Source organism: Ureibacillus sp. FSL W7-1570 (assembly GCF_038593265.1).
In the GTDB taxonomy this organism is placed as follows: domain Bacteria; phylum Bacillota; class Bacilli; order Bacillales_A; family Planococcaceae; genus Ureibacillus; species Ureibacillus suwonensis.
The window spans coordinates 2,171,546-2,197,251 of the sequence record NZ_CP151979.1 but is presented as its reverse complement, the minus strand read 5'-3'; the positions used below and the strand labels follow the sequence as shown (position 1 = coordinate 2,197,251).

The following is a 25,706-nucleotide window of genomic DNA, read 5'->3' as shown; positions in this document are numbered from 1 at the left end:
TAGCTTTTTTAAAAAACCATTGATAAAATAATGATTAAAGTGAAAAAAATAAGGGGAGCATTATTGTGACAATACGAAATTGGTTTAAATTTTTCTTGATGTGTATGCTCATAGGCGGTATCGTCACAGGCGTGGCAGGTCTCATCATTCGTTGGAATTTTTTTAATGATTACTTGGCTGCAGGAGAAATCGGAGAATTCCTTGCTGCTTTTCTTTGGATGATTTTTTTGGGTTTCACCATGAGCGTAATTGCTCAAGCAGGCTTCTTTGCTTACTTGACCATTCATCAAATTGGGGTTGGCGTTTTCAGAACGTTAACGTTATGGAACTGGGTACAAGTTTTGCTGATGATTGTCGTTATAGGAGATTTGATTATTTTCCGCTTTGCCCCTGCCGCTGAAAATGTGAAAGATTGGCTGTTTTATATCGGTTTGCTGATACTCCTGATTTCCGGCGCAATTGCAACAGCAATCAAAAAAGTCCAATTGACCGGCAAAAAGCATATTTTGATATCGGCAATGTTCTTTATGATTGTTATCACATCATTAGAATGGATTATTCCTTTGATGGGACGCAAAGGCAATATTGATACATATGTTGCTTTGTTGTTGTTCCCTTTGGTGGCTGTAAACGCTTATCAAATATTAGCTTTGCCAAAATACAATAAAAAATCAGATGAAGACCGTAAAAAATTAGAGGAACGAAAAAAAGCGAGACAACAGAAAAAGTTGAATATGAAAAATATTGCAAACGAGTCAAAATGAAGATGCTTCCGCTGTTTAAAAAAGTCTGAAGAAGCAATAGAAAAACTGTCCGGAAAAAGTTCCGGGCAGTTTTTTAACCCTTTTGGACAATTTTTTCATAAACGTTGATTACCAGGCAGATACATTTATTTTAGTTGTAAATAATACAGCTAAGGGGATGGCATCCATTGTCATGGCATTTTTGTGGATTTGATGGAATAACCGAAAATGTTTTCTTCCAAAGAGATAAATTTATGGGTTTTCATGAATTCAGAGAGTTTTTTAAAATCGGGCTTCGTTTGTTCGTGGAGTTGAATACTAACGATGGCCCCTTTTACGTCGTTGTATTTTTTTCCTTCGTCGTATATGTGGGATGGTGATAATAAATTAATTTCTTCATTAAAAACTGCCTGCTTCAGATTTTCGGGAAATTCATAATCCCTTGTCATAAACCATAGCGGTTTCTTGCCAAAATATTTCTCGTAAACTTCCACTTCCTTTTTGAAGGCTTCTATGCTATATTCTTCTTTGCCCAATCCCCCCAACAAACCAGCGGGAATGTTTTTCTTTTGTATCACTTCCACCAGCTTAGGGGAACGCTCAATCCAACTTGCATCCAGCATTAAGATTGGATAGGGCGCATTGAGAGACTCCAACCATTCAGGGAATCCATCATGGGTAAAAGAAATCTCTATTATTAATGATTGTCCGTAATTCCCTTTTGATATGACAAGAGGTTCATCGGTCATTCGAAAAACGGAAATCAATGAATTTTTCTGTGGATAAACCAAAAAGATAATTGCCATTATAAATAGTGCAATGAACAATTTACGAAACATCAGTTTGTCCCCTTTTTATCTGATTTTATTGAATGAAAAATCGTTCCTAAAAAAACTTATGAAAAAGTGTTGACTTTCATGATTGACAGATGATATTATGGAAAAGTCGTCGAAAGACAACGAAACATGTCAAATGAACCTTGAAAACTGAACACCGAAACGTTAATGATATAAATTTTCCAATTCGTTGACTCTCGTCGACGGATTGGATACGGACAAAAGTTTGAGCTAATCAAATTTTCTTTTATGGAGAGTTTGATCCTGGCTCAGGACGAACGCTGGCGGCGTGCCTAATACATGCAAGTCGAGCGGACCAATTAGAAAGCTTGCTTTTTAATTGGTTAGCGGCGGACGGGTGAGTAACACGTGGGTAACCTGCCCTATAGACCGGGATAACTCGCGGAAACGCGTGCTAATACCGGATAACACACCGAAGCGCATGCTTCGGGGTTGAAAGATGGTTCTGCTATCACTATAGGATGGGCCCGCGGCGCATTAGCTAGTTGGTGGGGTAACGGCCTACCAAGGCGACGATGCGTAGCCGACCTGAGAGGGTGATCGGCCACACTGGGACTGAGACACGGCCCAGACTCCTACGGGAGGCAGCAGTAGGGAATCTTCCACAATGGGCGAAAGCCTGATGGAGCAACGCCGCGTGAGCGAAGAAGGTCTTCGGATCGTAAAGCTCTGTTGTAAGGGAAGAACAAGCGCAGCAGTCACTGGCTGCGCCCTGACGGTACCTTACTAGAAAGCCACGGCTAACTACGTGCCAGCAGCCGCGGTAATACGTAGGTGGCAAGCGTTGTCCGGAATTATTGGGCGTAAAGCGCGCGCAGGCGGTCTCTTAAGTCTGATGTGAAAGCCCCCGGCTCAACCGGGGAGGGTCATTGGAAACTGGGAGACTTGAGTGCAGGAGAGGGAAGCGGAATTCCATGTGTAGCGGTGAAATGCGTAGAGATATGGAGGAACACCAGTGGCGAAGGCGGCTTCCTGGCCTGTAACTGACGCTGAGGCGCGAAAGCGTGGGGAGCAAACAGGATTAGATACCCTGGTAGTCCACGCCGTAAACGATGAGTGCTAGGTGTTAGGGGGTTTCCGCCCCTTAGTGCTGCAGCTAACGCATTAAGCACTCCGCCTGGGGAGTACGGTCGCAAGACTGAAACTCAAAGGAATTGACGGGGGCCCGCACAAGCGGTGGAGCATGTGGTTTAATTCGAAGCAACGCGAAGAACCTTACCAGGTCTTGACATCCCGCTGACCGCCATGGAGACATGGCCTTCCCTTCGGGGACAGCGGTGACAGGTGGTGCATGGTTGTCGTCAGCTCGTGTCGTGAGATGTTGGGTTAAGTCCCGCAACGAGCGCAACCCTTGTCCTTAGTTGCCATCATTCAGTTGGGCACTCTAAGGAGACTGCCGTACAAATACGGAGGAAGGTGGGGATGACGTCAAATCATCATGCCCCTTATGACCTGGGCTACACACGTGCTACAATGGGTGGTACAAAGGGCAGCGAACCCGCGAGGGGGAGCGAATCCCAAAAAGCCACTCTCAGTTCGGATTGCAGGCTGCAACTCGCCTGCATGAAGCCGGAATCGCTAGTAATCGCGGATCAGCATGCCGCGGTGAATACGTTCCCGGGCCTTGTACACACCGCCCGTCACACCACGAGAGTCTGTAACACCCGAAGTCGGTGAGGTAACCCTCCGGGAGCCAGCCGCCGAAGGTGGGACAGATGATTGGGGTGAAGTCGTAACAAGGTAGCCGTATCGGAAGGTGCGGCTGGATCACCTCCTTTCTAAGGATATAAACGGAAAACATTAACGTTTTGGGTTCAGTTTTGAAGGTTCATACCTTCAAACGTTGCTCCTGCGCGATGCGTATTCGAGAAGTGAAATCATTACTCGTCGCAAGCCTGCATGGAGCTGATTCGCTGACGTAAATTCAAGTTGCGAACGAAGTCAGTAGGCTTGTTCTTTGAAAACTGGATAAACGACATTGAAAGCAAGAAATTTACTGTAAAGTTCTTACGCTTTTCTGATAGAAAAGCAAACCATCAAGGGTTACGAGGCGCAAGCAAATCGTAAGCCGCAAGGTTAAGTTAGTAAGGGCGCACGGTGGATGCCTTGGCACTAGGAGCCGATGAAGGACGGGACTAACACCGATATGCTTCGGGGAGCTGTAAGTAAGCTTTGATCCGGAGATTTCCGAATGGGGCAACCCACTGCTCGTAATGGAGCAGTATCTTAACGTGAATTCATAGCGTTAAGAGGGCACACCCAGGGAACTGAAACATCTAAGTACCTGGAGGAGAAGAAAGAAACATCGATTCCCTGAGTAGCGGCGAGCGAAACGGGAACAGCCCAAACCAAGAGGCTTGCCTCTTGGGGTTGTAGGACACTCTATACGGAGTTACAAAAGGATGGGTTAGACGAACCGTTCTGGAAAGGACGGCCGTAGAAGGTAACAGCCCTGTAGTCGAAAATCCATCCTCTCCAGAGTGGATCCTGAGTACGGCGGAACACGTGAAATTCCGTCGGAATCCGGGAGGACCATCTCCCAAGGCTAAATACTCCCTAGTGACCGATAGTGAACCAGTACCGTGAGGGAAAGGTGAAAAGCACCCCGGGAGGGGAGTGAAAGAGAACCTGAAACCGTGTGCCTACAAGTAGTCAGAGCCCGTTAACGGGTGATGGCGTGCCTTTTGTAGAATGAACCGGCGAGTTACGATTACGTGCAAGGTTAAGTCGAGGAGACGGAGCCGCAGCGAAAGCGAGTCTGAATAGGGCGAAAGAGTACGTGGTCGTAGACCCGAAACCAGGTGATCTACCCATGTCCAGGGTGAAGGTGAGGTAACACTCACTGGAGGCCCGAACCCACGCACGTTGAAAAGTGCGGGGATGAGGTGTGGGTAGCGGAGAAATTCCAATCGAACTTGGAGATAGCTGGTTCTCTCCGAAATAGCTTTAGGGCTAGCCTCGCGTAACGAATACTGGAGGTAGAGCACTGTTTGGACTAGGGGCCCACCTCGGGTTACCGAATTCAGACAAACTCCGAATGCCAGCTATTTAGACGCGGGAGTCAGACTACGAGTGATAAGATCCGTGGTCAAGAGGGAAACAGCCCAGACCACCAGCTAAGGTCCCAAAGTAACCGTTAAGTGGAAAAGGATGTGGCGTTGCTTAGACAACCAGGATGTTGGCTTAGAAGCAGCCATCATTTAAAGAGTGCGTAATAGCTCACTGGTCGAGTGACGCTGCGCCGAAAATGTATCGGGGCTAAACGGTTCACCGAAGCTGTGGATTCGTGCTTCGCACGAGTGGTAGGAGAGCGTTCTAAGTGCGCAGAAGTCAGACCGGAAGGACTGGTGGAGCGCTTAGAAGTGAGAATGCCGGTATGAGTAGCGAAAGATGGGTGAGAATCCCATCCACCGAATGACTAAGGTTTCCTGAGGAAGGCTCGTCCGCTCAGGGTTAGTCGGGACCTAAGCCGAGGCCGAAAGGCGTAGGCGATGGACAACAGGTTGATATTCCTGTACCACCTCCCCGCCGTTTGAGCAATGGGGGGACGCAGGAGGATAGGGAAAGCACGCCGTTGGTCGCGCGTGTCCAAGCCGCAAGGCGGGGAAGTAGGCAAATCCGCTTCCCGTAACGCCAAGCGGTGATGGGGAGCCTCTTAGGAGGCGAAGTTCCTGATTTCACACTGCCAAGAAAAGCCTCTAGCGAGGCGGGAGGTGCCCGTACCGCAAACCGACACAGGTAGTCGAGGAGAGAATCCTAAGGTGAGCGAGAGAACTCTCGTTAAGGAACTCGGCAAAATGACCCCGTAACTTCGGGAGAAGGGGTGCTCATTGGGGTGCAAGCCCCGATGAGCCGCAGTGAATAGGCCCAGGCGACTGTTTATCAAAAACACAGGTCTCTGCAAAACCGCAAGGTGACGTATAGGGGCTGACGCCTGCCCGGTGCTGGAAGGTTAAGAGGAGGAGTTAGCGCAAGCGAAGCTCCGAATTGAAGCCCCAGTAAACGGCGGCCGTAACTATAACGGTCCTAAGGTAGCGAAATTCCTTGTCGGGTAAGTTCCGACCCGCACGAAAGGCGTAACGATCTGGGCACTGTCTCAACGAGAGACTCGGTGAAATTATAGTACCTGTGAAGATGCAGGTTACCCGCGACAGGACGGAAAGACCCCGTGGAGCTTTACTGTAACCTGATATTGAATTTCGGTGCAACTTGTACAGGATAGGTAGGAGCCGTAGAAGGGGGAGCGCCAGCTTCCCTGGAGGCGCCCTTGGGATACTACCCTGGTTGTACTGAAATTCTAACCCGCAAGCCTGATCGGCTTGGGAGACAGTGTCAGGTGGACAGTTTGACTGGGGCGGTCGCCTCCCAAAAGGTAACGGAGGCGCCCAAAGGTTCCCTCAGAATGGTTGGAAATCATTCGCAGAGTGTAAAGGCATAAGGGAGCTTGACTGCGAGACCTACAAGTCGAGCAGGGTCGAAAGACGGGCTTAGTGATCCGGTGGTTCCGCATGGAAGGGCCATCGCTCAACGGATAAAAGCTACCCCGGGGATAACAGGCTTATCTCCCCCAAGAGTCCACATCGACGGGGAGGTTTGGCACCTCGATGTCGGCTCATCGCATCCTGGGGCTGTAGTCGGTCCCAAGGGTTGGGCTGTTCGCCCATTAAAGCGGTACGCGAGCTGGGTTCAGAACGTCGTGAGACAGTTCGGTCCCTATCCGTCGTGGGCGCAGGAAATTTGAGAGGAGCTGTCCTTAGTACGAGAGGACCGGGATGGACACACCGCTGGTGTACCAGTTGTCTTGCCAAAGGCACAGCTGGGTAGCTATGTGTGGACGGGATAAGTGCTGAAAGCATCTAAGCATGAAGCCCCCCTCAAGATGAGATTTCCCATTGCATAAGCAAGTAAGATCCCTCAAAGACGATGAGGTAGATAGGTCCGAGGTGGAAGCACGGTGACGTGTGGAGCTGACGGATACTAATCGATCGAGGACTTAACCAAAAGAAATGCTTTCAATGCCGTTATCCAGTTTTGAGAGAACAACCTCTCTACAATACATAAAACAAGTCTAGTGATGATGGCAAAGAGGTCACACCCGTTCCCATACCGAACACGGAAGTTAAGCTCTTTAGCGCCGATGGTAGTTGGGGGCTTCCCCCTGCGAGAGTAGGACGTCGCTAGGCTCAAAAAGTCATTACTGACAGAAAGTCGGTAGTGGCTTTTTTTATTGCCCCCAACTACCAAAGACCGAAGGTCAGCTCGGCGCGATATAGAAGCAGGAACCAAAAAGCGAAACAGCAAACCAATTAGAAGCAGACGAGAAGCACGGGGACCAAGAAGATCAAGGAAGCGAGGCGGCACGGAGCGGAGCGTACTTGGTACGTGAGCACCGGACCGCCGAAGCTGACGAGAGTAGCCGGTCAACGTGCTTCGGAGTTAGCGCCGATGGGAGTTGGGGGGCCCCCTGCGAGAGCAGGACTCTTTTTCAAGTGAAATCCATACTGATAAAGACCGACAGTCTATTCATTCTTAATAATGAAGCAGAATTGAATTAAAAAGGTTTTTTTGAAGATGATTTTTTCGAAAATAATGTAAGATGAATACTATAAATTCAATGAAATATTTTATCGATATGCCATGAGGGATATAGGCATGAGGATGTTGAATCCTAAACCCCCCGTAAATCAGTGTTACGGGGGGGATTGGATTACTGCATCTATGATTTAAAGCAATGCGATTAGTTATTTCGCAATTTCGATAAAAAGATTTGTTGAAAATCCCGTCTTCCTTGCCTTTCTGCGATTTCCATAATCGAGCCTTTTACATCATGGGAATGAACGGTGATTTCATTCCCCTCTTCATCTCTTTCATACGGATCCAACGATATTTTTGTTGATGGTCAATCGAATAGATGCAAGAATCCAATAATTTCACCAAATGGTTTTTGTCTTTTGATGGAATCTTCATATAGTTATTTTGAAGTGCTGTAAAGAGTTTTTCATAGTCTTCCCTCGTTCTTCTTTATGAAAAAACGGAAAAGAAAAACTTTTTAAATTTACTACTTGAAAAAAATGAAAATATGGTTATAATGTAATCTGTACTCAATAAAATAAAATTTTGTTAAAACCGTTCCGAAGTAGCTCAGTGGTAGAGCAATCGGCTGTTAACCGATTGGTCGTAGGTTCGAATCCTACCTTCGGAGCCATTTTTATTGCCTTTTTTCACCCCAAGATGTCTAAATGCCTTCCTCTGCATTGTTTGATGAATCCTTCCGAAAGTTTTCGTTCCTTATAAACATTTCCCCTGAAAAAACTAAGAATGAAAGTAGAAAAAGCATTTATTTAACAATAAAATAATTTTCCCCATACATAATTCATCTATCAAATGTTTTTCTTCAAAAAATATCATATTAAAATAACTTCTTAGTATTTTCCGTCAGTAATTTGGAGATCAGGAAGATTGTAAATGATAAAAAATGTTGAAAAAGCAGAAAATTTTAATCATAAAAAAGAAAAATCGGTAATATATAATACAAAACATTTTGTCCATCAATAGTTGATTAAGAATAATAAATTTGAAGGGGGAACTTTGTTGGGGCCGATTTTGGAGATAGAAAATGTTTCATTGCATTTTGGAGGAGTAAAAGCTTTAGATCAAGTTTCTTTTTCTATCAATGAAGGTGAAATATTCTCACTTATTGGTCCAAATGGGGCAGGAAAAACAAGCATGCTGAATTGTATTAGCGGATTGTATCAACCGACGAGTGGATCCATCCGCTATAAAGGAAAAGATATAACGGACATGAAGCCTTATGAACGGACTGCCTTGGGAATTGCCCGAGCCTTTCAAAATATCGCTTTGTTTGCTCATATGTCGGTGTTGGACAATATTAAATTGGGCAGACATACTTTGATGAAATCCGGCGTGTTCAGCGGCGGAATTTATGTTGGAAAGGCTTCAAAGGAAGAAATTGAACATCGCGAAAAAGTGGAGGAAGTGATTGAATTTTTGGAGCTGCAAGACATTCGCCACAAACCGGTGGGAACCCTTCCTTATGGCCTTCAAAAACGGGTGGAAGTTGGACGGGCATTAGCGTTGAATCCGGAGCTAATTTTGTTGGATGAACCGATGGCTGGCATGAACGGCGCTGAAAAGGAAAGGATGTCGCAATTTATCCTGGATATGCACGAAGTCATGAAAACGACTGTGGTTCTGATCGAACATGATTTGGGAGTGGTCATGAGTTTATCTCATCACATTGCGGTGCTGGACTTTGGAAAACGGATAGGGTTTGGCACGCCAAAAGAAGTCAGAGAAAATCCAGATGTTATTAAAGCTTATATTGGAGAGGATACCGTTATTGAAGGGGGAAAAACATGGTAAAAGAGGTGACGTTGCCATTTCTATTAGTAGAACGGGCAAATCAGGATTCCTCTGGAGTCGCTTTAAGGCAGAAACAGTTGGGGATATGGAAGGAAATCACATGGAACGATTATTTAGAAAATGTCAAAAAACTCTCGATTGCATTGCATAAGCATCTTGATTTCAAGGCGGGAGAAATCCTCGCAATCATCGGGGAAAATAAACCCCAATGGTTATATGCCCAGCTCGCAACACAAACCATTGGCGGAATTTCGGCGGGAATCTATCAGGAATCTTTGCCAGAGCAAATCCGATATTATTTAAATGATCTGAAGCCGAGAATCGTTATTGTGGAAGACCAGGAACAAGTCGATAAATTGTTATCCATTGAGAAGGATATCCCGTTTGTTGAACATATTGTCCACTATGATGTTCGGGGGTTGCGTCATTACCAAAACCCCAAATTAATCTCCATGAAAGAGTTATTAAAAATTGGAGAAGAACATTTAAAAGTACACCCTGCTTTCTTTGAACAACAAATCACTTTGCTAAGCGGTCATCAGGAAGCACTCATTTCCTATAGTGCGGCAACCAGCGGAGATCCCAAAGCGGCTGTGTATACCCATCATCAATTGATAGAAGCGGCAAAAAACTTGATTCAACTGGATGAAATGAAAAAAACGGATGACTACTTTTCTTTTTTACCGCTTGCATGGATTCATGAGCAGATTATGGGCATCGTAATCCCTATTGTAATAGGGTTAACAGTGAATTTTCCGGAGCGGCCTGATACGGTGATCGGCGATTTAAGAGAAATTGGTCCCCAAACGGTGGTGGCTTCACCAAGAGTGTACCAATCAATCATGTCCAATGTGCAGGTGCGTTTAGAGGGAGCCAGCTGGTTGAATAGAAAAGTGTATCAATTGTTCAAAAAATACGGGGATAAACGGGCAAAAGCAAAGTTGGAAAAAATCCGCTTGTCCGCTTTTGATCGATTCATGTACTTCCTTGGAGATGCCATTGTCTTTAGTGCGATACGTGACCACTTGGGATTTGCAAGAACGAGAAGGGCCTATGTGATAGGAGCGGCTTTGCATCCTGAAGCGTTCTATTTTTACCATGGCATCGGAGTGAATATTAAACAGACCTATGGCGGGACAGAAGTTGCAGGAATTGCCATTGTCCAACGGGATGATGACATCAAAGCAGGCAGTTCCGGAGTGGCGCTTCCGAATACGGAAGTGAAAATTGGGATCGACGGTCTTGTCTATTTGAAAAATAATGCGATCTTCTCCAGATATTTAAAACCGGAACATCAAAGATGGATCGTGGATGGATGGATTTCCCTCGGAGATAAAGGGTTTATTGATAAAGACGGTCATTTATTTATTTTAGACCGGAAAGAAGACGTCATCGTCATGCCGAAAGGAGAAATTTATCCTCATAAAATTGAAAATATCATAAAGTCCAGCCCTTATATTCAAGAAGCCGTTGTAGTGGGAAAAAACCGTCCATTTTTGACGGCGCTCATTAACATAGATATGACTACGGTTGGAAGATGGGCGGACAAACGGCGGATAATATATACAGAATTTTCTGATTTATCTGTAAATAAAGATGTGATTGAATTCATCGAGCAAGAAATGATAAGGCTGATGGACGAATTGCCGCCGCAAGAACGGGTGAAAAAACTCATCCTGTTGCCCAAACAGTTCACGGCAGATGCCGGTGAACTGACACGGACATTAAAAATCAGAAGGAATCATGTGGAAAACACTTATAAAGATCTTATTGATGCAATGTATTCCAACAATGGGACGGTTCAAGTCCGCATATCGGAAGCGGAAATACCATTGCAAATCATTCAATTGGAGCGGAATTTGGAGGTGACTGAGGATGTTCTTATTGCAAATGCTTATTAATGGGATTGTCGTCGGCAGCATTTATGGTCTTGTTGCCTTGGGATTTGTATTGATTTATCGGGCAAGTGGTGCGCTGAATCTTGCAAATGGCGAATTTGTTCTATTTGGTCCGTACATTTGCTTAGTCATCATGACCTCATTAAACGTGCCTTTCCTTGCAGCGTTTATAGGTACGTTAATCTTTAGCGCGGTCCTGGGGCTGGTTGTCGAGCGACTGGTCATTCGGCAATTGCAAAATGCCCCAACCATTTCCGTCATCATGGCAACTCTTGGATTATCCAGTTTACTCGCGGGTGCAGTCCATATTATTTGGGGGCATTCAACCAGAACATTTCCACCGGTATTTCCTCAGACACCGTTAAATTTGGGAGGCATCATCGTCACTCCCGTCTACTTATGGTCCTTTATCATTGTCGTGATTTTGTTGATTGTTTTTTCGATTTTCTTCAAGTTTTCCAAGATTGGACTTGCCATGCGGGCCGTAGCCGACGACCGGCAAGCTGCATTATCCATGGGGATGAGCGTGAAGTTTGTTTTAGCGGTGACATGGATGATTGCCGCAATGGTTGCCGGCATCGGTGGAATTTTGCTTGGAAACATCAATGGAGTCAATCCTACGATGTCTGCCATCGGTTTGACGGTTTTGCCCGTGGTCATTCTTGGAGGTCTTGATAGTGTCATCGGTGCGATTATTGGAGGATTTCTGATTGGCATCATTCAAAACTTGGCAGGCGGCTATTTAGATCCTCTCGTAGGGGGAGGTTTAAAAGATGTAGTGCCATTCATTGTCGTTCTCTTAATTTTAATGCTAAAACCACATGGCTTATTTGGCAGCCGTGGTATTGAGAGGGTGTAATCAAATGAGGAATTTGTTTGTGAGAGAATGCGGAAACTATAAAACTTCCTATAAAAAGGATATGAAGCTCTTTGGTACAAAGAGTGAAATCATAAAATGGCTCATTTTATTGATCATTCTGCTGACATTGCCGCTATATGCCTCCAACTATTGGGTGGGTCTGTTGACGCTATGCGCCATTTCTGCAATTGGCGCCATCGGATTGAACATTTTGACGGGATTTACCGGCCAGATTTCAATCGGAGTCGGCGCCTTTTTAGGGGTTGGAGGATATACAACAGCCATTTTGACAACAACTTATGGATTAAGTTTCTGGATATCCCTTCCTTTGGCGGGGATTGTCACAGCGTTGGTGGGAGGTTTGTTTGGAATCCCTTCACTAAGGCTGAAAGGATTATATTTGGCCATTGCTACACTCGCCGCCCAAGTCATCATTACATTCATCATCAGCCGATGGGACAGTGTGACGGGCGGGACGGCAGGGATGGTATTAAGCCGGCCGGTCATTGGAAATTATGTTCTCACATCGAATGCTTCTTACTATTACTTAACCATCATCATTTTAATGTTGACTGTACTTTATTCGGTAAACCTGTTAAGAACAAGGGTCGGGCGGGCGTTTTTGGCGGTTCGGGACCGGGATATTGCGGCACAAATCATGGGCATCAACTTGTTTTACTATAAGGTGTTGGCCTTTATTATCAGTTCCTTTTTCGTAGGAATCGCCGGTGCATTGCTGGCCCACTACACAATGATTGTGAGCCCGGAACTTTACAATATTCAAGTTTCCATTCAGTACCTCGCCATGGTGTTGATTGGCGGATTGGGAAGCATCCTGGGTTCCATCTTAGGGGCGATTTTCATCACTTTGTTGCCGGTTGGACTCACTTCTGTCGTTGACCTGTTAACCGCCTACATGCCGGATCTTTACCAATTATTCTCCGCCTTCAAAGAATTTGTTTTCGGTTTGGCGATTATTCTCTTCCTAATATTTGAGCCGGGCGGTTTAGCGCATATTTGGCAAAACATTAAAAACTATTTTAGAGTCTGGCCATTCTCTTACTAAGGTTGATAAAAAATTAATTATATAAAAAACAAGGGGGATCAGATGTTGAAACGCAAAAGTTTATTGGGGTTTTTACTAGGGGTGTTGTTGCTCATTCTTTCAGCATGCGGAGGCCAAGATTCGGCCAGTCCAAGCACTTCTTCCGATTCATCCGGATCCGACGGAAAGAGAACCGTCGTTGTTGGCGGTTTGTATGATATTACAGGAGGTACCGGAGATGTAGGAACCCCTTATGCGGAAGGGGAAAAAGCTTACTTCGAGTATTTGGAAATGAAAGGTGGAGTGGAAGGGCTGAATTTAAAACTAATCGGTAAAGACTACGCTTATCAAATTCCGGAAGCGCAAAAACTTTATCAAGAATTGCGTGACAAGGAAAAGGCTGTTGCCATATTAGGTTGGGGTACAGGGGATACGGAAGCGTTAAGACAACAAGTTGCTTCTGATCAGCTGCCATTCATTTCAGCTTCCTATTCCGAAAACTTGAAAAATATTAAAGAAAGTCCATATAACTTCTTAACCGCCGCTTCTTATTCCGATCAAGGACGGGCAATCCTGAAATGGATTGTTGAAAATCATGAAGGTGACACCCCTCCGACACTGGCGCTTCTTTATAATGATACAGCATTCGGTAGATCACCGATTGAAGATATCAAAGCCTATGCTAAAGAAGTCGGAGTGGAAGTGGTAGATGAACAGGTGATTGATGTTCAGGCAACAGAAGCCCAATCCCAATTGCTGAATATGGAAAAGAAAAATCCGGATTATGCGATTATTCAACAAACATGGGGAGCAACTTCAACCATTTTGCGTGATGCCAAAACATTGGGCATCGATACGCAATTTATCGGTTTAAACTGGGCAGCGGGAGAAGGAATCATTGATATCGTTGGAGCGGATGTTGCCGAAGGATATATGGGCATCCTTTCCCACGCATTTCCATATGAAGATATGCCAGGGATGGCTGAAATTAAAGAGTATTTGGATGCAAAAGGCAAGACGATTGATGATATCAACCAAAAATTTGTACAGGGATGGGTTGCTGCAAAAATAATGGTTGAAGCAATCAAAATCGCTGCTGAAAAATACCCTGATGGAGATTTGACAGGTCCACAAATTCGTGAAGGTCTTGAATCCATTCAAAATCTGGACTTGGGAGGACTTGCCGCAAACGTATCATTTGCACCGGATAATCATGCCGGAACAGAAAAGACTCGTTTGGGTATTGTAAAAAATGGAAAATGGGAGCCGATTACTGATTACTTCAGCCATAACGATTAATAGATGGAGAAAATCCGAAAAGGGACAAAACGACATTGTCCCTTTTCTCTTTAATGTTGATGAAAGGGGATAAAAATAATGCTCCGTGTAAATAATTTGGAAGCGGTATATCAAAAAATGATACTTGCATTGAGAGGAATTTCACTGCATGTCAAGGAAGGCCAAATTGTTGCCTTGCTTGGCAGCAATGGTGCGGGGAAATCCACCACATTAAAAGCCATCTCGGGACTCTTGGCGGCGGAAGATGGGCATATTACAGACGGAACAATAGAATTTCAAGGAGAAATCATAAACAATACTTCACCGGATCAATTGGTGAAAAAAGGAATTTTTTTGTGCATGGAAGGCCGTCGAATCTTCAAAGACTTGACTGTGGAAGAAAATTTGTATGCGGGGGCTTATACAAGAAAAGACCGTTCTGCCATAAAAAAGGATATTGAAAAAATTTACGGATACTTTCCTAAATTGAAAATGCTCGAACATCGCAAAGCGGGATATTTGTCCGGCGGAGAACAGCAAATGTTGGCCATTGGCAGGGGACTCATGGCAAAACCGAAATTGCTGCTTCTTGATGAACCATCATTAGGGATAGCACCGCTCCTGGTAAAGGAAATTTTTGATAATATCAAAAAAATTAATGAAGAAGAAGGGTTGACCATCCTGGTTGTTGAACAGAATGCCAATATCGCCCTTTCCATAGCCGATTACGGTTATATCATTGAAAACGGAAGGGTTGTAATGAAAGGCGAAGCTGCCGCTTTGTTGGAAGATAAAACAATTAGTGAACATTATTTGGGGACAGGGAAAGGCCTTAAAAAAGGCGGAATCTACCGGCGCCGTCAACGGATTGTGTGGTGATTTTGCGTACAGCTACCTTGAAGGGGTCACTTCCTTTAAAGGTAGTTTTATTTTTTTAGAAAAAAATTATATTTTCTATTGCATAGTAAAAAAAATCATGGTAATATAACTCTTGTCTTGCGAAAAGGCGAATGGCCCCTTGGTCAAGTGGTTAAGACACCGCCCTTTCACGGCGGTAACACGGGTTCGAATCCCGTAGGGGTCATTATTTTTTTCTTCATTTTAGGAGGATTAGCTCAGCTGGGAGAGCATCTGCCTTACAAGCAGAGGGTCGGCGGTTCGATCCCGTCATCCTCCACCATATATATTTGGAGGGGTAGCGAAGTGGCTAAACGCGACGGACTGTAAATCCGTTCCCTTTGGGTTCGGCGGTTCGAATCCGCCCCCCTCCACCATTTTATTGGGGTATAGCCAAGTGGTAAGGCAACGGATTTTGATTCCGTCATGCCCAGGTTCGAATCCTGGTACCCCAGCCATTGTTAATCAATAAACTCGGATATGTAGCCCTTCAATAAAGTGTGGATTAAATGATTCTAACTGACAAAATCCTTTACTCAAATGAGTAAAGGATTTTTTTGTTTAATTTCCCTGAAATAACCGGGATAACAGGAATTGAGTGAAAGTGATAAAAAATTGATGGGTTGGGTAAGAATGTTGATAATTTTGCGCAAAATTTGAAATGCCGGCAAATACGCAAATTGTTCCGAACATCCTTTTAAACGAATACATTTGGCGACAGACTTTGAATATTTATGCATCATTATGTCAAGTTGAGTCACAGGATAAATTTCCTATAGAATAAAAAGTATCTAGGGGGTGTTTTTGGATGGAAAAAAAGAAAATTTCTATTATCGGTGTTCCTTCTGATTATGGCCAACAACGTCGGGGTGTGGATATGGGGCCAAGCGCGATGAGATATGCCGGAGCGATTGAGAGATTGGAAAAATTAGGTTATGATGTTAATGATGAAGGAAATGTATCAGTCCACAAAACGAAGAAAACAAAAAGCGAAGAAGATAAATTATTGAATTTGGAAGAAGTGTTAGAAGTCAGTGAACAATTGGCGGAAAAAGTCGATGAAGTAATAAAGCAGGGAAGATTCCCGGTCATTTTGGGGGGAGATCATAGCATTTCCATCGGTTCCATTGCCGGAATAAGAAGGCATTATAAGAATTTGGGAGTTATCTGGTTCGATGCCCATACAGACATCAATACGCCGGAGACGACCCCTTCCGGAAATATTCATGGAATGCCCTTAGCGGTTAATCTTGGACTTGGGGATGAGCGGTTAATCAATGTTGCAAAGGATGCTCCTGCAGTCAAATTTGAAAACGTTGTCATCATCGGTGCCCGTTCGATTGATGAAGGGGAAAAAGCTTTAATAAAGGAAAAAAAGATCAAAATTTTCACAATGCATGAAATTGACCGTATGGGGATGTCGAAAGTCATTGAAGAAACCGTGGCTTATTTGAAGGCACGACAAGTGGATGGGGTGCATATTTCCATTGACTTGGATGCGCTGGATCCGATCTATACACCCGGTGTTGGAACGCCGGTGCCTGGCGGAATCACTTATCGGGAAAGTCATCTGGCGATGGAAATGTTGGAAGAAGCAAAAATTATTACTTCTTGTGAATTTGTAGAGGTCAATCCAATTCTTGATGAACGCAATAAAACGGCTGATACTGCAGTAGCATTAATGGGATCGTTGATGGGAGAAAAATTAGTGTAAAAATCACTATTTATTTCTATATATTGACTATTCTATACTTGATTAGATAAGATGAAAAAAATTTTTTATATGTTAGAAAAAAAGTGAAACTTTTTATTGAGTTCGTTCGTACAGTATTTAACCCAAAAGGTGGAGAGTTAATGTATGGATGCGTTAGTGAAAAAACGAATAAAGCAAGTGCTGAAAGGCGATCAAAATGCCTTTGCGGACATTGTAAGCCTTTATCAGCACAAGCTGTACCAAATTTGTTACCGAATGCTAGGAAATAAACAAGAGGCTGAAGATATTGCCCAAGAAGCTTTTGTCCGAGCGTATATCAATCTCCATACGTTCGATCCCAAGAGAAAGTTTTCCACGTGGCTTTATCGAATCGCGACAAACCTGTGTATAGACAGGATCAGAAAAAAAAAGCCGGATTACTATTTAGATGCAGAGGTCGACGGAACCGATGGATTGAATATGTATTCCCATATTGCCAATGACGATCAGCTGCCTGAAGATGCAGCACTTCAAATGGAATTTCAAGAACGCATCCAACATGAAATCAGCAAATTGCCAGAGAAATATCGTACGGTAATTGTATTAAAATATATTGAAGAATGTTCGCTTCAAGAAATTAGTGAAATACTTGACTTGCCTTTGGGAACAGTGAAAACTAGAATTCATAGAGGTCGTGAAGCATTGAGAAAGCAGTTAAACGAACTGTAGGAGGGGAAATCGCATGAGTACGTGTCCACAACACATTATTGAATATATGCACGAGTATCTGGATGGCGACATTAGCCGTGAACACGAGCAAGTGCTTAAACAGCATTTGAAGACATGTACGGCATGTCAAGAGCATATGCATCAACTAAGCGATGCGGTTGCATTTATTAAAAGTGCGGCACAAATTACGGCACCTCCACATTTTGAAGAAAAGGTAATGAAGCGTCTTCCTCGACCAAAAAATCGACTCGGTATACAAAACTGGCTGAGAAGACATCCGTTCTTGGTAGCGGCTGCCATGTTTATTCTATTTATGAGTGCAACACTTTTTGGAAGTTTCAATGATGATAAATTTTCAGTAACGAAACAACCGAACTTGGTAGTGGAAGGCCAAACCGTTATTGTCCCTGAAGGCGAAGTTGTGAAAGGCGATATCGTTGTAAAAAATGGAGATATTGTCGTTGAAGGTGAAGTGGACGGCAATGTAATTGTCATTAATGGAGAGTATATGGCATCCACTGCAGTGGTGACGGGCCAAATCCATGAAATCGATCAGGTATTTGAATGGGTTTGGTATGAAGTGAAACGGATGACAAAGGACTTTTTGGCACTGTTTGAAAACGGGAAAGATTAATTTGATCCTCCATTTTGGAATGAACTGCACCTTTAAGGATGCAGTTCTTTTTTTGTGATGGACATGATAATCCGTTCGGCTTAAATAAAGAAACATTTTCAAAAAAGTTTCGTTAATACTATAAAAGCTTAATGAATTTGATTATGATATACTTGATAATAGTATATAAATTGGGAAAATTTGATTTAATTTAGAAAATGAAAAATATTTGCATACTATTTTTATAAAACAAGCATAAACTATATCGCTTATGATTTATATGTGATTGATTTGGTTAAATAAGTGGGGGATGCCACATGAATATAATTGAGCAATTTACGGATTTTACACCTGTAAATATCATCTTCAGCTTTTTGGACATCATACTTGTCTGGTACGTGATCTATAAAATATTAACCCTAATCAGAGGAACAAAAGCGGTTCAATTGTTGAAAGGGCTATTTGTTATTATCGTTGCAAGAATTGCCACTGAAATTTTTGGTCTGGATACGTTAGGTTGGATGTTGCAAGAAGTCATTGATTGGGGATTTTTGGCAATTATTATCATTTTCACTCCTGAGATTCGGAGAGCCCTCGAACAGATTGGGCGGGGAAGATTATTTCAACGTTCAGTCAATCAATTGGAAGATGAACAGGCCCGTTTGATCGAAGCCATGAAAAAAGCGGTAAGCTATATGGCAAAACGGCGGATCGGTGCTCTCATTTCCATTGAAAAAGAAACCGGCTTAAACGAATATATCGAAACGGGCATCCGATTAGATGCAAATATCTCTTCAGAACTGATCATCAATACATTCATTCCAAATACCCCACTTCATGATGGAGCAATGATTATCCAAAAAAATCGTATTGCAGCTGCAGCTTGTTATTTGCCGTTGTCCGAAAGCACTTTGATTTCCAAAGAGTTGGGGACGAGGCACAGAGCTGCCCTTGGGTTAAGTGAAGTGACAGATGCCATTGTGGTCGTCGTGTCCGAAGAAACTGGGGCAATTAGTATTGCAGTGAACGGCAATTTACATAGAAATCTCACGTTGGAGAATTTCGAATCGTTGCTGAAAACATTATGGTTTGGCCCTGAAGGCGAATTAGAAGCATCCTCTAAGTGGACTTGGAGGGGGAAAAAGCATGGATAAATTTTTTGATAATATATGGGTGTTGAGGGCAACAGCCTTCATTTTGGCACTCCTGCTTTTCTTTTATGTGAAAGCCGAATTGACAGGCGGGAAAGAACCTACGTCAAATAATCAAGTGGACATTATTACAGATGTGCCGCTGGAGGCTTATTATGATTCGGAAAACTTGATTGTTACCGGTCTGCCGGAAACGGTGGATGTTACAATTGAGGGGCCGATGCAGCTCGTACTGCAAACAAAATTCAAAAAAGATTTTAAAGTTTTTGTTGACTTGAGCGATCTGTTAATCGGCAAACACAGAGTGACCATTCAGCATGAAAACTTTAATCCAAAATTAAATGTGACAATCGATCCTGAAGCGGTTGATGTGGTCATTGAGGAAAAAGTTACCCAAGAGTTCAAAGTGGATCCTGAAATCAATAGTCAATTAATTGCTGAAGGCTATATGCTAAAATCCATGACTGTGGAACCGAGCAAAGTAGTTGTTACAGGTGCCAAAAGTGCGATTGAAAGAATTAATTATGTAAAGGCAACGGTTTCGGCATCAAACGGAATCAAAGAGTCATTTACCCAAGAGGCGAACGTCAAGGTATTGGATGGCAATTTAAACAAATTGGATGTGTATATTGAACCACAGACAGTAAACGTCACTGTCGAGGTGGAAGAATACAGTAAAAGTGTTCCAGTGACGCTGAAACAAACAGGCTCCCCGCCGCCGGGAGTCGTGATTCGTCAATTGGAAACCGATACAAAATCGGTTCAAGTGTTTGGTCCAAAATCAATCGTTGACTCGATCAAGACGTTAGAAGCGGAGTTTGACTTATCGCAGGTGGATCATTCCGGGAATTATGAAGTGAATTTGAAATTGCCTAAAGGCGCTACAAGATTGGGAACTGATAAAATTTCTGTTCGGGCAAATATCACAAGAACATCCCAATCCGAAACAAGTGTTGACGAAACGACAAATGAAGAGCAAAATATCGATGAGTCAAATAGTGATGCAAACAGCAATTAAACCATATAAAAAGATAAAACCTATTCAAAGCATATTATTACTTGTAATTGATTCCATAAATGTTCATTTGTATGGAATGTCAAGTGTTGAAGGAGAGAATAGTTATGGGAAAATATTTTGGAACTGACGGTGTACGTGGAGTTGCAAATACAGAACTCTCACCGGAACTTGCGTTTAAAATTGGCCGTGCTGGGGGATATGTTTTAACAAAGAACGCAACAGAAAGACCAAAAATCATTGTCGGCAGAGATACGAGAATTTCCGGCCATATGTTGGAAGGGGCGTTAGTGGCGGGATTGCTTTCTATCGGTGTGGAGGTTATGAGACTGGGGGTAATAAGCACTCCGGGTGTCGCTTATTTGACCCGTGTGATGAATGCGGATGCAGGGGTCATGATCTCCGCATCCCATAACCCGGTTCAAGATAATGGAATTAAATTTTTCGGACCGGATGGCTTTAAATTGACCGATGAACAGGAAGAAGAAATTGAAAAATTGATTGACGCCGAACAAGATACGCTTCCTAGGCCGATTGGTGCGGAATTGGGCACGGTCAGCGATTATTTTGAGGGTGGCCAGAAGTATCTCTCATATTTAAAACAAACGGTGGATGTTGACTTTGAAGGTATTCATGTGGCTCTTGACTGTGCTAACGGAGCTACTTCTTCATTGGCTACCCACTTATTTGCTGATTTGGAAGCGGATATTTCAACTATGGGCGCTTCGCCGGACGGATTAAATATCAATGACGGGGTAGGTTCCACACACCCTGAAAAGCTTGCGGAATTCGTCTTGGAAAGAGAAGCGGACGTGGGGCTGGCCTTTGATGGCGACGGAGACCGTTTGATTGCCGTTGATGAAAAAGGAAACGTTGTAGACGGCGATCAAATCATGTTTATCATCGGCAAATATTTAAACAGCAAAGGGCTTTTAAAGAAAAATACAGTCGTATCCACTATCATGAGCAATATGGGATTCTATAAAGCGTTGGAAGAAAACGGGATGACCAGCGCGCAAACGCCTGTCGGTGACCGCTATGTCGTTGAAGAAATGCGCAAAAATGATTACAACTTCGGCGGCGAACAATCCGGCCACATCGTTTTCCTTGATTACAATACAACCGGCGACGGTATGCTCACGGCAATCCAATTGGTGAGCATTATGAAATTGACAGGAAAACCTCTATCTGAACTGGCATCAGAAATGAAAGTATATCCACAACGCTTAGTCAATGTACGGGTAACAGATAAACATAAAGTAAAAGAAAATCCGAAAGTACAAGAAGTTATCAAAGAAGTGGAAAACGTTCTTGGAAATAATGGCCGTGTACTGGTTCGACCTTCAGGTACAGAGCCGTTGGTGCGTGTGATGGTGGAGGCGCCTACAGAAGAAGAATGTGAAAGTTATGTAAACCGCATAGCAGAAGTGGTAAAAAAAGAAATGGGCATGAATGATTGAGATGAACGGCTGCGCAGAATATGAATGTTCTGCGCAGTTTTAATTTTTTGGGGATAACTGTATCCACACAAGTCTCAATCCATCCACCCTGGTCCACTCCCTTTAGCGCGAGAGACCATTTCACCTCCACTATTTCCATCAGGCACTGATTAATTAAAGAAGGAATGGGCATAGTAATAAATGTGAAATATGAAAGGGAGTGGAGAGATTATGGCAAAAATTGCAACACTTATAACAGACTTATTTGAAGATGTTGAATTTACAAGCCCTAGAGAAGCTCTGGAAAATGCGGGCCACACAATCGTGACGATCGATAAAGAGGGCAATAAAACCGTAAAAGGAAAAAGAGGAGCCAAAGTGGATATTGATTATGGAATTGAAGAAGTCCATCCGGATGATTTTGACGCATTGTTCATTCCGGGAGGCTTTTCACCGGATCTGTTGCGGGATGACGATCGCGTGGTGGCATTTGTAAAAGCATTTATGAAGGCAAACAAGCTTGTATTCGCCATCTGCCATGGGCCGCAACTGTTAATTTCGGCAAGGGAATTGGAAGGGCGCGACGTCACTGGTTATAAATCCATCCGGGTGGATTTGGAAAATGCCGGTGCAAAATTCCATGACGAGCCGGTGGTGGTTTGCGGAAACCAATTGGTGACAAGCAGAACCCCGAATGACTTGCCTGAATTTAACAGAGAAATCGTCAACTTGTTAAAAGAGCAAGAGTTTCAGGAGTAATTGTTAGTACTTTTTTCTCAAAGGTATAAAAAAATTTTTTTGCCCAGGACAATTTCTTGGGCAGCTATACATAGATGGGTTCAACCAATTTGTATAGAATAATAAAAAATAACAAATGTAAATCATTGACGGAAAGTAGCATATTCTGTATGATGTAGTTGCTTGATTTTTTCATGAATAATTTCCATATTTTATAAGGGAATTATTCAAGCGCGGCAAAGGAGGGTAGTTACGCGCTATAAAAATGCAAGGAAAATAATGATAGCGCCTGGACTAAGGAAATCGGACGTTCAATCCTTAGTTGACGAGGAGGAGGTTTATCGAGTTTTCGGCGGGTACCTCCCGACCGCATTGCCCGGTCGCAATTTCGTTCTTAAAACATAAAAGCGATTTTATGGACAAAGGAACGAAAAGGCAATAATCAATAATATAGAGCGATATCAAACCTACATTTCTTTTTTTAAATTGATTGAATTAGACAGAATTCGATGTTAAAAAAAAGAGCGGATGTAGGCGGTATTTTTTATTGTCTTTTTCAAATCTATGAAGATATCGCTTGTAACGGAGGAATGTTAAAATGTGTGGAATTGTCGGATATAACGGAAAGTTGGATGCGAAGGAAATTTTAATTAAAGGATTGGAAAAACTGGAATATCGGGGATATGACTCAGCCGGTATCGCCATTCTGAATGAAAATGGTGTTACGGTTTTTAAAGATAAAGGCAGAATTGCCCACTTGCGTCAAATCGTTGATGATCAAGTTGAAGCAAATATCGGCATTGGTCATACGCGTTGGGCGACTCACGGTGAACCAAATCAAGTCAATGCCCATCCCCATCAAAGTGCATCAGGTAGATTTACCATTGTACACAATGGAGTTATTGAAAACTATCACTTGTTGCAAAGAGAATATTTAAAAGAGATTCCAATGCAATCTGATACGGATACAGAAGTGATTGTTCAATTAGTGGAACTATTCGCTAATGAAGGATTATCAACAAAAGAGGCGTTCCGCAAAGCGATCTCTTTATTGCACGGTTCTTATGCGATCGCCCTTCTTGATAAAGAAGATCCGGAAACGATTTATGTCGCAAAAAATAAATCTCCTTTGCTGATCGGAGTCGGTGAAGGATTCAATGTGGTGGCATCCGATGCTTTGGCGATGCTTCAGGTGACAAATCAATTTATTGAAATCCATGATGAAGAAATCGTACTTGTGCATAAAGATAAAGTGGAAATTTCCACTTTGGATGGACAAAAAATTGAACGAAACCCTTATACAGTGGAACTTGATGCGAGCGATGCCGAAAAAGGAACATATCCTCACTACATGTTGAAAGAAATGGATGAACAGCCTGGCGTGGTGCGTAAAATTATTCAAGAATATAGCAACGATGCAGGCGAATTGGCAATCGACGAACCGATCTTAAAAGCGTTGCGCGATGCGGACCGGATTTATATTATTGCAGCAGGAACCAGTTATCATGCAGGCCTTGTAGGAAAACAATATTTTGAAAAACTTGCCGGAATTCCAGTGGAAGTGCACATTTCCAGCGAGTTTGGCTATAACATCCCGTTGCTTTCCGAAAAGCCGCTGTTCATTTTCATTTCCCAATCCGGTGAAACAGCCGACAGCAGACAAGTGCTTGTAAAAGTGAAAAAATTAGGCCATCCTTCTTTAACTATTACGAATGTTGCGGGATCCACTCTTTCCCGTGAAGCGGATTATACTTTATTGCTACATGCCGGCCCTGAAATTGCCGTGGCATCGACAAAAGCTTATGTGGCACAACTTGCGGTACTTGCCATCGCCGCTTATGTCACTGGAAAAAGCAAAGGAATCAAATCCGATTTCGATTTGAAAACAGAGCTGGCCATTGCTGCCAACGCGATTCAATCTATCGTGGATTCCAAAGAGGAATTGCACAAAATCTCAAATGAATATTTAAGCAAGTCCCGGAATGCATTCTTCATCGGCCGCAATATCGATTATTATGTAAGTTTGGAAGGTGCTCTTAAGTTAAAAGAAATTTCCTATATTCAGGCGGAAGGTTTTGCAGGCGGGGAGTTGAAGCATGGTACGATTGCGTTGATTGAAAAAGGAACGCCAGTCTTTGCCCTCGTTACACAAGCGCCAGTGGCATTGAATATCCGCGGAAACGTGAAAGAAGTGGTGGCGCGCGGGGCAAATGCATGCGTAATTTCCATGGAAGGACTGGATGAGCACGATGACCGTCTGGTGATTCCGAAAGTTCATACACTTCTAACACCGCTTGTTTCTGTCGTGCCGCTCCAATTCATCAGCTACTATGCGGCTCTTGAACGCGGCTGTGACGTCGACAAACCTCGTAACCTAGCAAAATCTGTAACGGTGGAATAAAATAACCGATACTTGCAGTATGTGAGTGATAATTAATGTTGTCACACAATTATTGAATAATGTCACTGATTTTTGCCTTGATACAGCATAAATGCTTGCTGTATCAAGGTTTTATTTTTTTGGTTACATTTCATTATCCTTTCTACATTGATATCCTGTTCTTTTCTGAGATATTGAATAACGCTGAAAAAGCCGATACATAGAATTTTCGATGGAGAATAGAGTGAAAAATTTTTAGTTCGGCCATGATTTCAGAGATTTTTCATTTTGTTTGGTTACGCTTATAGTCAATATCAAGATGAACAGGAGGAGCTTTATGAACTATTTGAAATTATTGATGGCACTAATTTTCTGTTTTGCACTGATTTGTACGTCTGGTCACATCGCATTTGCGGATGATGATTTTGGGGAGCATCATGAGCATTACGAATGGGGTTATGGCAAAAAAGAACATATAGACGACCGCTATGAAGATGCAGGAGAAATGATTGGCTGGGGGACGGTTATCACATTTGCAGTGGCTGGGTTAATATTTCCGATGAGAAGATTAACCAAACCGATGATTACGACATTTCCGTCAATTAAGCAAATCTATATATCGTTGACGAAATTTTTGGGTAAATACCACATACTGATTGGAATCGTCACGGTCCTTTTAAGTATCTGTCACGGCATTCTCATGTACCTTCATGAAGGAAGATTGGAAGATGAAGGGGTTAGTGGACTAGTATCAGCTATTGTGTTGGGAATAGCCGGTTTGATTGGGTTAATGTTATTTAACAATAAAAAGGTTAAGAGCTTACGAACAACACATATGACGTTAATCGCTGTTACAATGGTTATTGCTCTTTTCCATATTTTCATTTCCTAATACGAATTTTGTTGGGATCTGATTAATACGGGGACAACTGCTATGGATAAATTCCATTTATTACAATAAATTCATGTTCAGCTATTTGCACCAAAT

17 protein-coding genes, 5 tRNA genes and 3 rRNA genes are annotated in these 25,706 nt (G+C 43.0%); 24 read left to right on the top strand and 1 reads right to left on the bottom strand.

All coding sequences use genetic code 11. The annotated features are described in order from the left end of the window. Window positions 1-65: 65 nt before the first annotated feature. Window positions 66-764 carry a KinB-signaling pathway activation protein gene (locus NST13_RS11000; RefSeq protein WP_342470928.1) on the top strand — a complete coding sequence of 233 codons (699 nt, stop codon included), beginning with the start codon at window positions 66-68 and terminating at the stop codon, window positions 762-764. A gap of 170 nt (window positions 765-934) precedes the next feature. On the opposite strand, the gene NST13_RS10995 is transcribed toward NST13_RS11000, so the two are convergent. After that, a complete protein-coding gene (locus NST13_RS10995) occupies window positions 935-1,582 on the bottom strand; it encodes a hypothetical protein (protein ID WP_342470929.1) in 648 nt (215 codons plus the stop codon). A gap of 243 nt (window positions 1,583-1,825) precedes the next feature. On the opposite strand from NST13_RS10995, the gene NST13_RS10990 reads away from it, so the two are divergent. The 23 genes from NST13_RS10990 (at window position 1,826) to NST13_RS10880 (ending at window position 25,610) form a co-directional block, all read left to right on the top strand. After that, window positions 1,826-3,378, top strand: a 16S ribosomal RNA gene (locus tag NST13_RS10990). A 296-nt stretch (window positions 3,379-3,674) separates the two neighbouring features. After that, window positions 3,675-6,601: ribosomal RNA gene (locus NST13_RS10985) — 23S ribosomal RNA — on the top strand. A 66-nt stretch (window positions 6,602-6,667) separates the two neighbouring features. Further along, window positions 6,668-6,783 (top strand): 5S ribosomal RNA (rrf, locus tag NST13_RS10980). Together the 16S, 23S and 5S rRNA genes form the textbook arrangement of a ribosomal RNA operon. 947 nt (window positions 6,784-7,730) lie before the next feature. Further along, a tRNA-Asn gene (locus NST13_RS10975) sits at window positions 7,731-7,805 on the top strand. A gap of 386 nt (window positions 7,806-8,191) precedes the next feature. Next, entirely contained in the window at window positions 8,192-8,983 is a 792-nt protein-coding gene (locus NST13_RS10970; RefSeq protein ID WP_342470930.1) for an ABC transporter ATP-binding protein, read from the top strand. After that, window positions 8,977-10,884, top strand: coding sequence for an AMP-binding protein (locus NST13_RS10965; RefSeq protein ID WP_342580608.1), 1,908 nt, complete (start codon window positions 8,977-8,979; stop codon window positions 10,882-10,884). Before NST13_RS10970 ends, NST13_RS10965 begins: the two co-directional genes overlap by 7 nt. Beyond that, a complete protein-coding gene (locus NST13_RS10960) occupies window positions 10,859-11,740 on the top strand; it encodes a branched-chain amino acid ABC transporter permease (RefSeq protein ID WP_342580607.1) in 882 nt (293 codons plus the stop codon). The genes NST13_RS10965 and NST13_RS10960 overlap by 26 nt, the downstream gene beginning before the upstream one ends. Window positions 11,741-11,744: 4 nt before the next feature. Further along, window positions 11,745-12,806 (top strand): branched-chain amino acid ABC transporter permease, encoded by a 1,062-nt coding sequence (locus tag NST13_RS10955; RefSeq protein ID WP_342580606.1) that lies wholly within the window; start codon window positions 11,745-11,747, stop codon window positions 12,804-12,806. 42 nt (window positions 12,807-12,848) lie between these two features. Next, a complete protein-coding gene (locus NST13_RS10950) occupies window positions 12,849-14,084 on the top strand; it encodes an ABC transporter substrate-binding protein (RefSeq protein ID WP_342580605.1) in 1,236 nt (411 codons plus the stop codon). A 78-nt stretch (window positions 14,085-14,162) separates the two neighbouring features. Continuing rightward, the gene (locus NST13_RS10945; protein ID WP_342580604.1) at window positions 14,163-14,942 is read left to right on the top strand and encodes an ABC transporter ATP-binding protein; all 780 of its coding nucleotides are present in this window, start codon (window positions 14,163-14,165) and stop codon (window positions 14,940-14,942) included. A 133-nt stretch (window positions 14,943-15,075) separates the two neighbouring features. Continuing rightward, a tRNA-Glu gene (locus NST13_RS10940) sits at window positions 15,076-15,147 on the top strand. A gap of 20 nt (window positions 15,148-15,167) precedes the next feature. Then, window positions 15,168-15,243, top strand: a tRNA-Val gene (locus tag NST13_RS10935). A 9-nt stretch (window positions 15,244-15,252) separates the two neighbouring features. After that, a tRNA-Tyr gene (locus NST13_RS10930) sits at window positions 15,253-15,337 on the top strand. Window positions 15,338-15,343: 6 nt separating this feature from the next. Continuing rightward, window positions 15,344-15,418 (top strand) — tRNA-Gln (locus NST13_RS10925). Window positions 15,419-15,768: 350 nt separating this feature from the next. Beyond that, on the top strand, window positions 15,769-16,674 hold the full coding sequence (gene rocF / locus NST13_RS10920; protein WP_342470937.1) for an arginase: 906 nt from the start codon (window positions 15,769-15,771) through the stop codon (window positions 16,672-16,674). 144 nt (window positions 16,675-16,818) lie between these two features. Then, a complete protein-coding gene (gene sigW / locus NST13_RS10915; RefSeq protein WP_342470938.1) occupies window positions 16,819-17,382 on the top strand; it encodes an RNA polymerase sigma factor SigW in 564 nt (187 codons plus the stop codon). 13 nt (window positions 17,383-17,395) lie between these two features. After that, window positions 17,396-18,016, top strand: a complete 621-nt coding sequence (locus NST13_RS10910; RefSeq protein ID WP_342470939.1) for an anti-sigma factor — start codon at window positions 17,396-17,398, stop codon at window positions 18,014-18,016. Window positions 18,017-18,312: 296 nt separating this feature from the next. Further along, window positions 18,313-19,149, top strand: coding sequence for a diadenylate cyclase CdaA (gene cdaA / locus NST13_RS10905; RefSeq protein ID WP_342470940.1), 837 nt, complete (start codon window positions 18,313-18,315; stop codon window positions 19,147-19,149). Next, on the top strand, window positions 19,142-20,164 hold the full coding sequence (locus NST13_RS10900; protein WP_342470941.1) for a CdaR family protein: 1,023 nt from the start codon (window positions 19,142-19,144) through the stop codon (window positions 20,162-20,164). The genes cdaA and NST13_RS10900 overlap by 8 nt, the downstream gene beginning before the upstream one ends. 104 nt (window positions 20,165-20,268) lie before the next feature. Further along, the gene (gene glmM / locus NST13_RS10895; RefSeq protein WP_342470942.1) at window positions 20,269-21,621 is read left to right on the top strand and encodes a phosphoglucosamine mutase; all 1,353 of its coding nucleotides are present in this window, start codon (window positions 20,269-20,271) and stop codon (window positions 21,619-21,621) included. 210 nt (window positions 21,622-21,831) lie between these two features. After that, window positions 21,832-22,359, top strand: a complete 528-nt coding sequence (locus NST13_RS10890; RefSeq protein WP_342470943.1) for a type 1 glutamine amidotransferase domain-containing protein — start codon at window positions 21,832-21,834, stop codon at window positions 22,357-22,359. A 577-nt stretch (window positions 22,360-22,936) separates the two neighbouring features. After that, a complete protein-coding gene (glmS, locus tag NST13_RS10885; RefSeq protein ID WP_342580603.1) occupies window positions 22,937-24,739 on the top strand; it encodes a glutamine--fructose-6-phosphate transaminase (isomerizing) in 1,803 nt (600 codons plus the stop codon). A 316-nt stretch (window positions 24,740-25,055) separates the two neighbouring features. Further along, window positions 25,056-25,610 carry a hypothetical protein gene (locus NST13_RS10880; protein ID WP_342470945.1) on the top strand — a complete coding sequence of 185 codons (555 nt, stop codon included), beginning with the start codon at window positions 25,056-25,058 and terminating at the stop codon, window positions 25,608-25,610. The last annotated feature ends 96 nt before the right edge of the window (window positions 25,611-25,706 follow it).

What these genes read in the sequence shown, in the direction of transcription:
- rocF (WP_342470937.1), top strand. Translation starts at nt 15,769, where the DNA reads ATGGAAAAAAAGAAAATTTCTATTATCGGTGTTCCTTCTGATTATGGC.
- NST13_RS10945 (WP_342580604.1), top strand. Translation starts at nt 14,163, where the DNA reads ATGCTCCGTGTAAATAATTTGGAAGCGGTATATCAAAAAATGATACTT.
- NST13_RS10910 (WP_342470939.1), top strand. Translation starts at nt 17,396, where the DNA reads ATGAGTACGTGTCCACAACACATTATTGAATATATGCACGAGTATCTG.
- cdaA (WP_342470940.1), top strand. Translation starts at nt 18,313, where the DNA reads ATGAATATAATTGAGCAATTTACGGATTTTACACCTGTAAATATCATC.
- sigW (WP_342470938.1), top strand. Translation starts at nt 16,819, where the DNA reads ATGGATGCGTTAGTGAAAAAACGAATAAAGCAAGTGCTGAAAGGCGAT.
- NST13_RS10900 (WP_342470941.1), top strand. Translation starts at nt 19,142, where the DNA reads ATGGATAAATTTTTTGATAATATATGGGTGTTGAGGGCAACAGCCTTC.
- NST13_RS10955 (WP_342580606.1), top strand. Translation starts at nt 11,745, where the DNA reads ATGAGGAATTTGTTTGTGAGAGAATGCGGAAACTATAAAACTTCCTAT.
- NST13_RS10995 (WP_342470929.1), bottom strand. Translation starts at nt 1,582, where the DNA reads ATGTTTCGTAAATTGTTCATTGCACTATTTATAATGGCAATTATCTTT.
- NST13_RS10965 (WP_342580608.1), top strand. Translation starts at nt 8,977, where the DNA reads ATGGTAAAAGAGGTGACGTTGCCATTTCTATTAGTAGAACGGGCAAAT.
- NST13_RS10880 (WP_342470945.1), top strand. Translation starts at nt 25,056, where the DNA reads ATGAACTATTTGAAATTATTGATGGCACTAATTTTCTGTTTTGCACTG.
- NST13_RS10950 (WP_342580605.1), top strand. Translation starts at nt 12,849, where the DNA reads ATGTTGAAACGCAAAAGTTTATTGGGGTTTTTACTAGGGGTGTTGTTG.
- glmM (WP_342470942.1), top strand. Translation starts at nt 20,269, where the DNA reads ATGGGAAAATATTTTGGAACTGACGGTGTACGTGGAGTTGCAAATACA.
- NST13_RS10890 (WP_342470943.1), top strand. Translation starts at nt 21,832, where the DNA reads ATGGCAAAAATTGCAACACTTATAACAGACTTATTTGAAGATGTTGAA.
- NST13_RS10960 (WP_342580607.1), top strand. Translation starts at nt 10,859, where the DNA reads ATGTTCTTATTGCAAATGCTTATTAATGGGATTGTCGTCGGCAGCATT.
- glmS (WP_342580603.1), top strand. Translation starts at nt 22,937, where the DNA reads ATGTGTGGAATTGTCGGATATAACGGAAAGTTGGATGCGAAGGAAATT.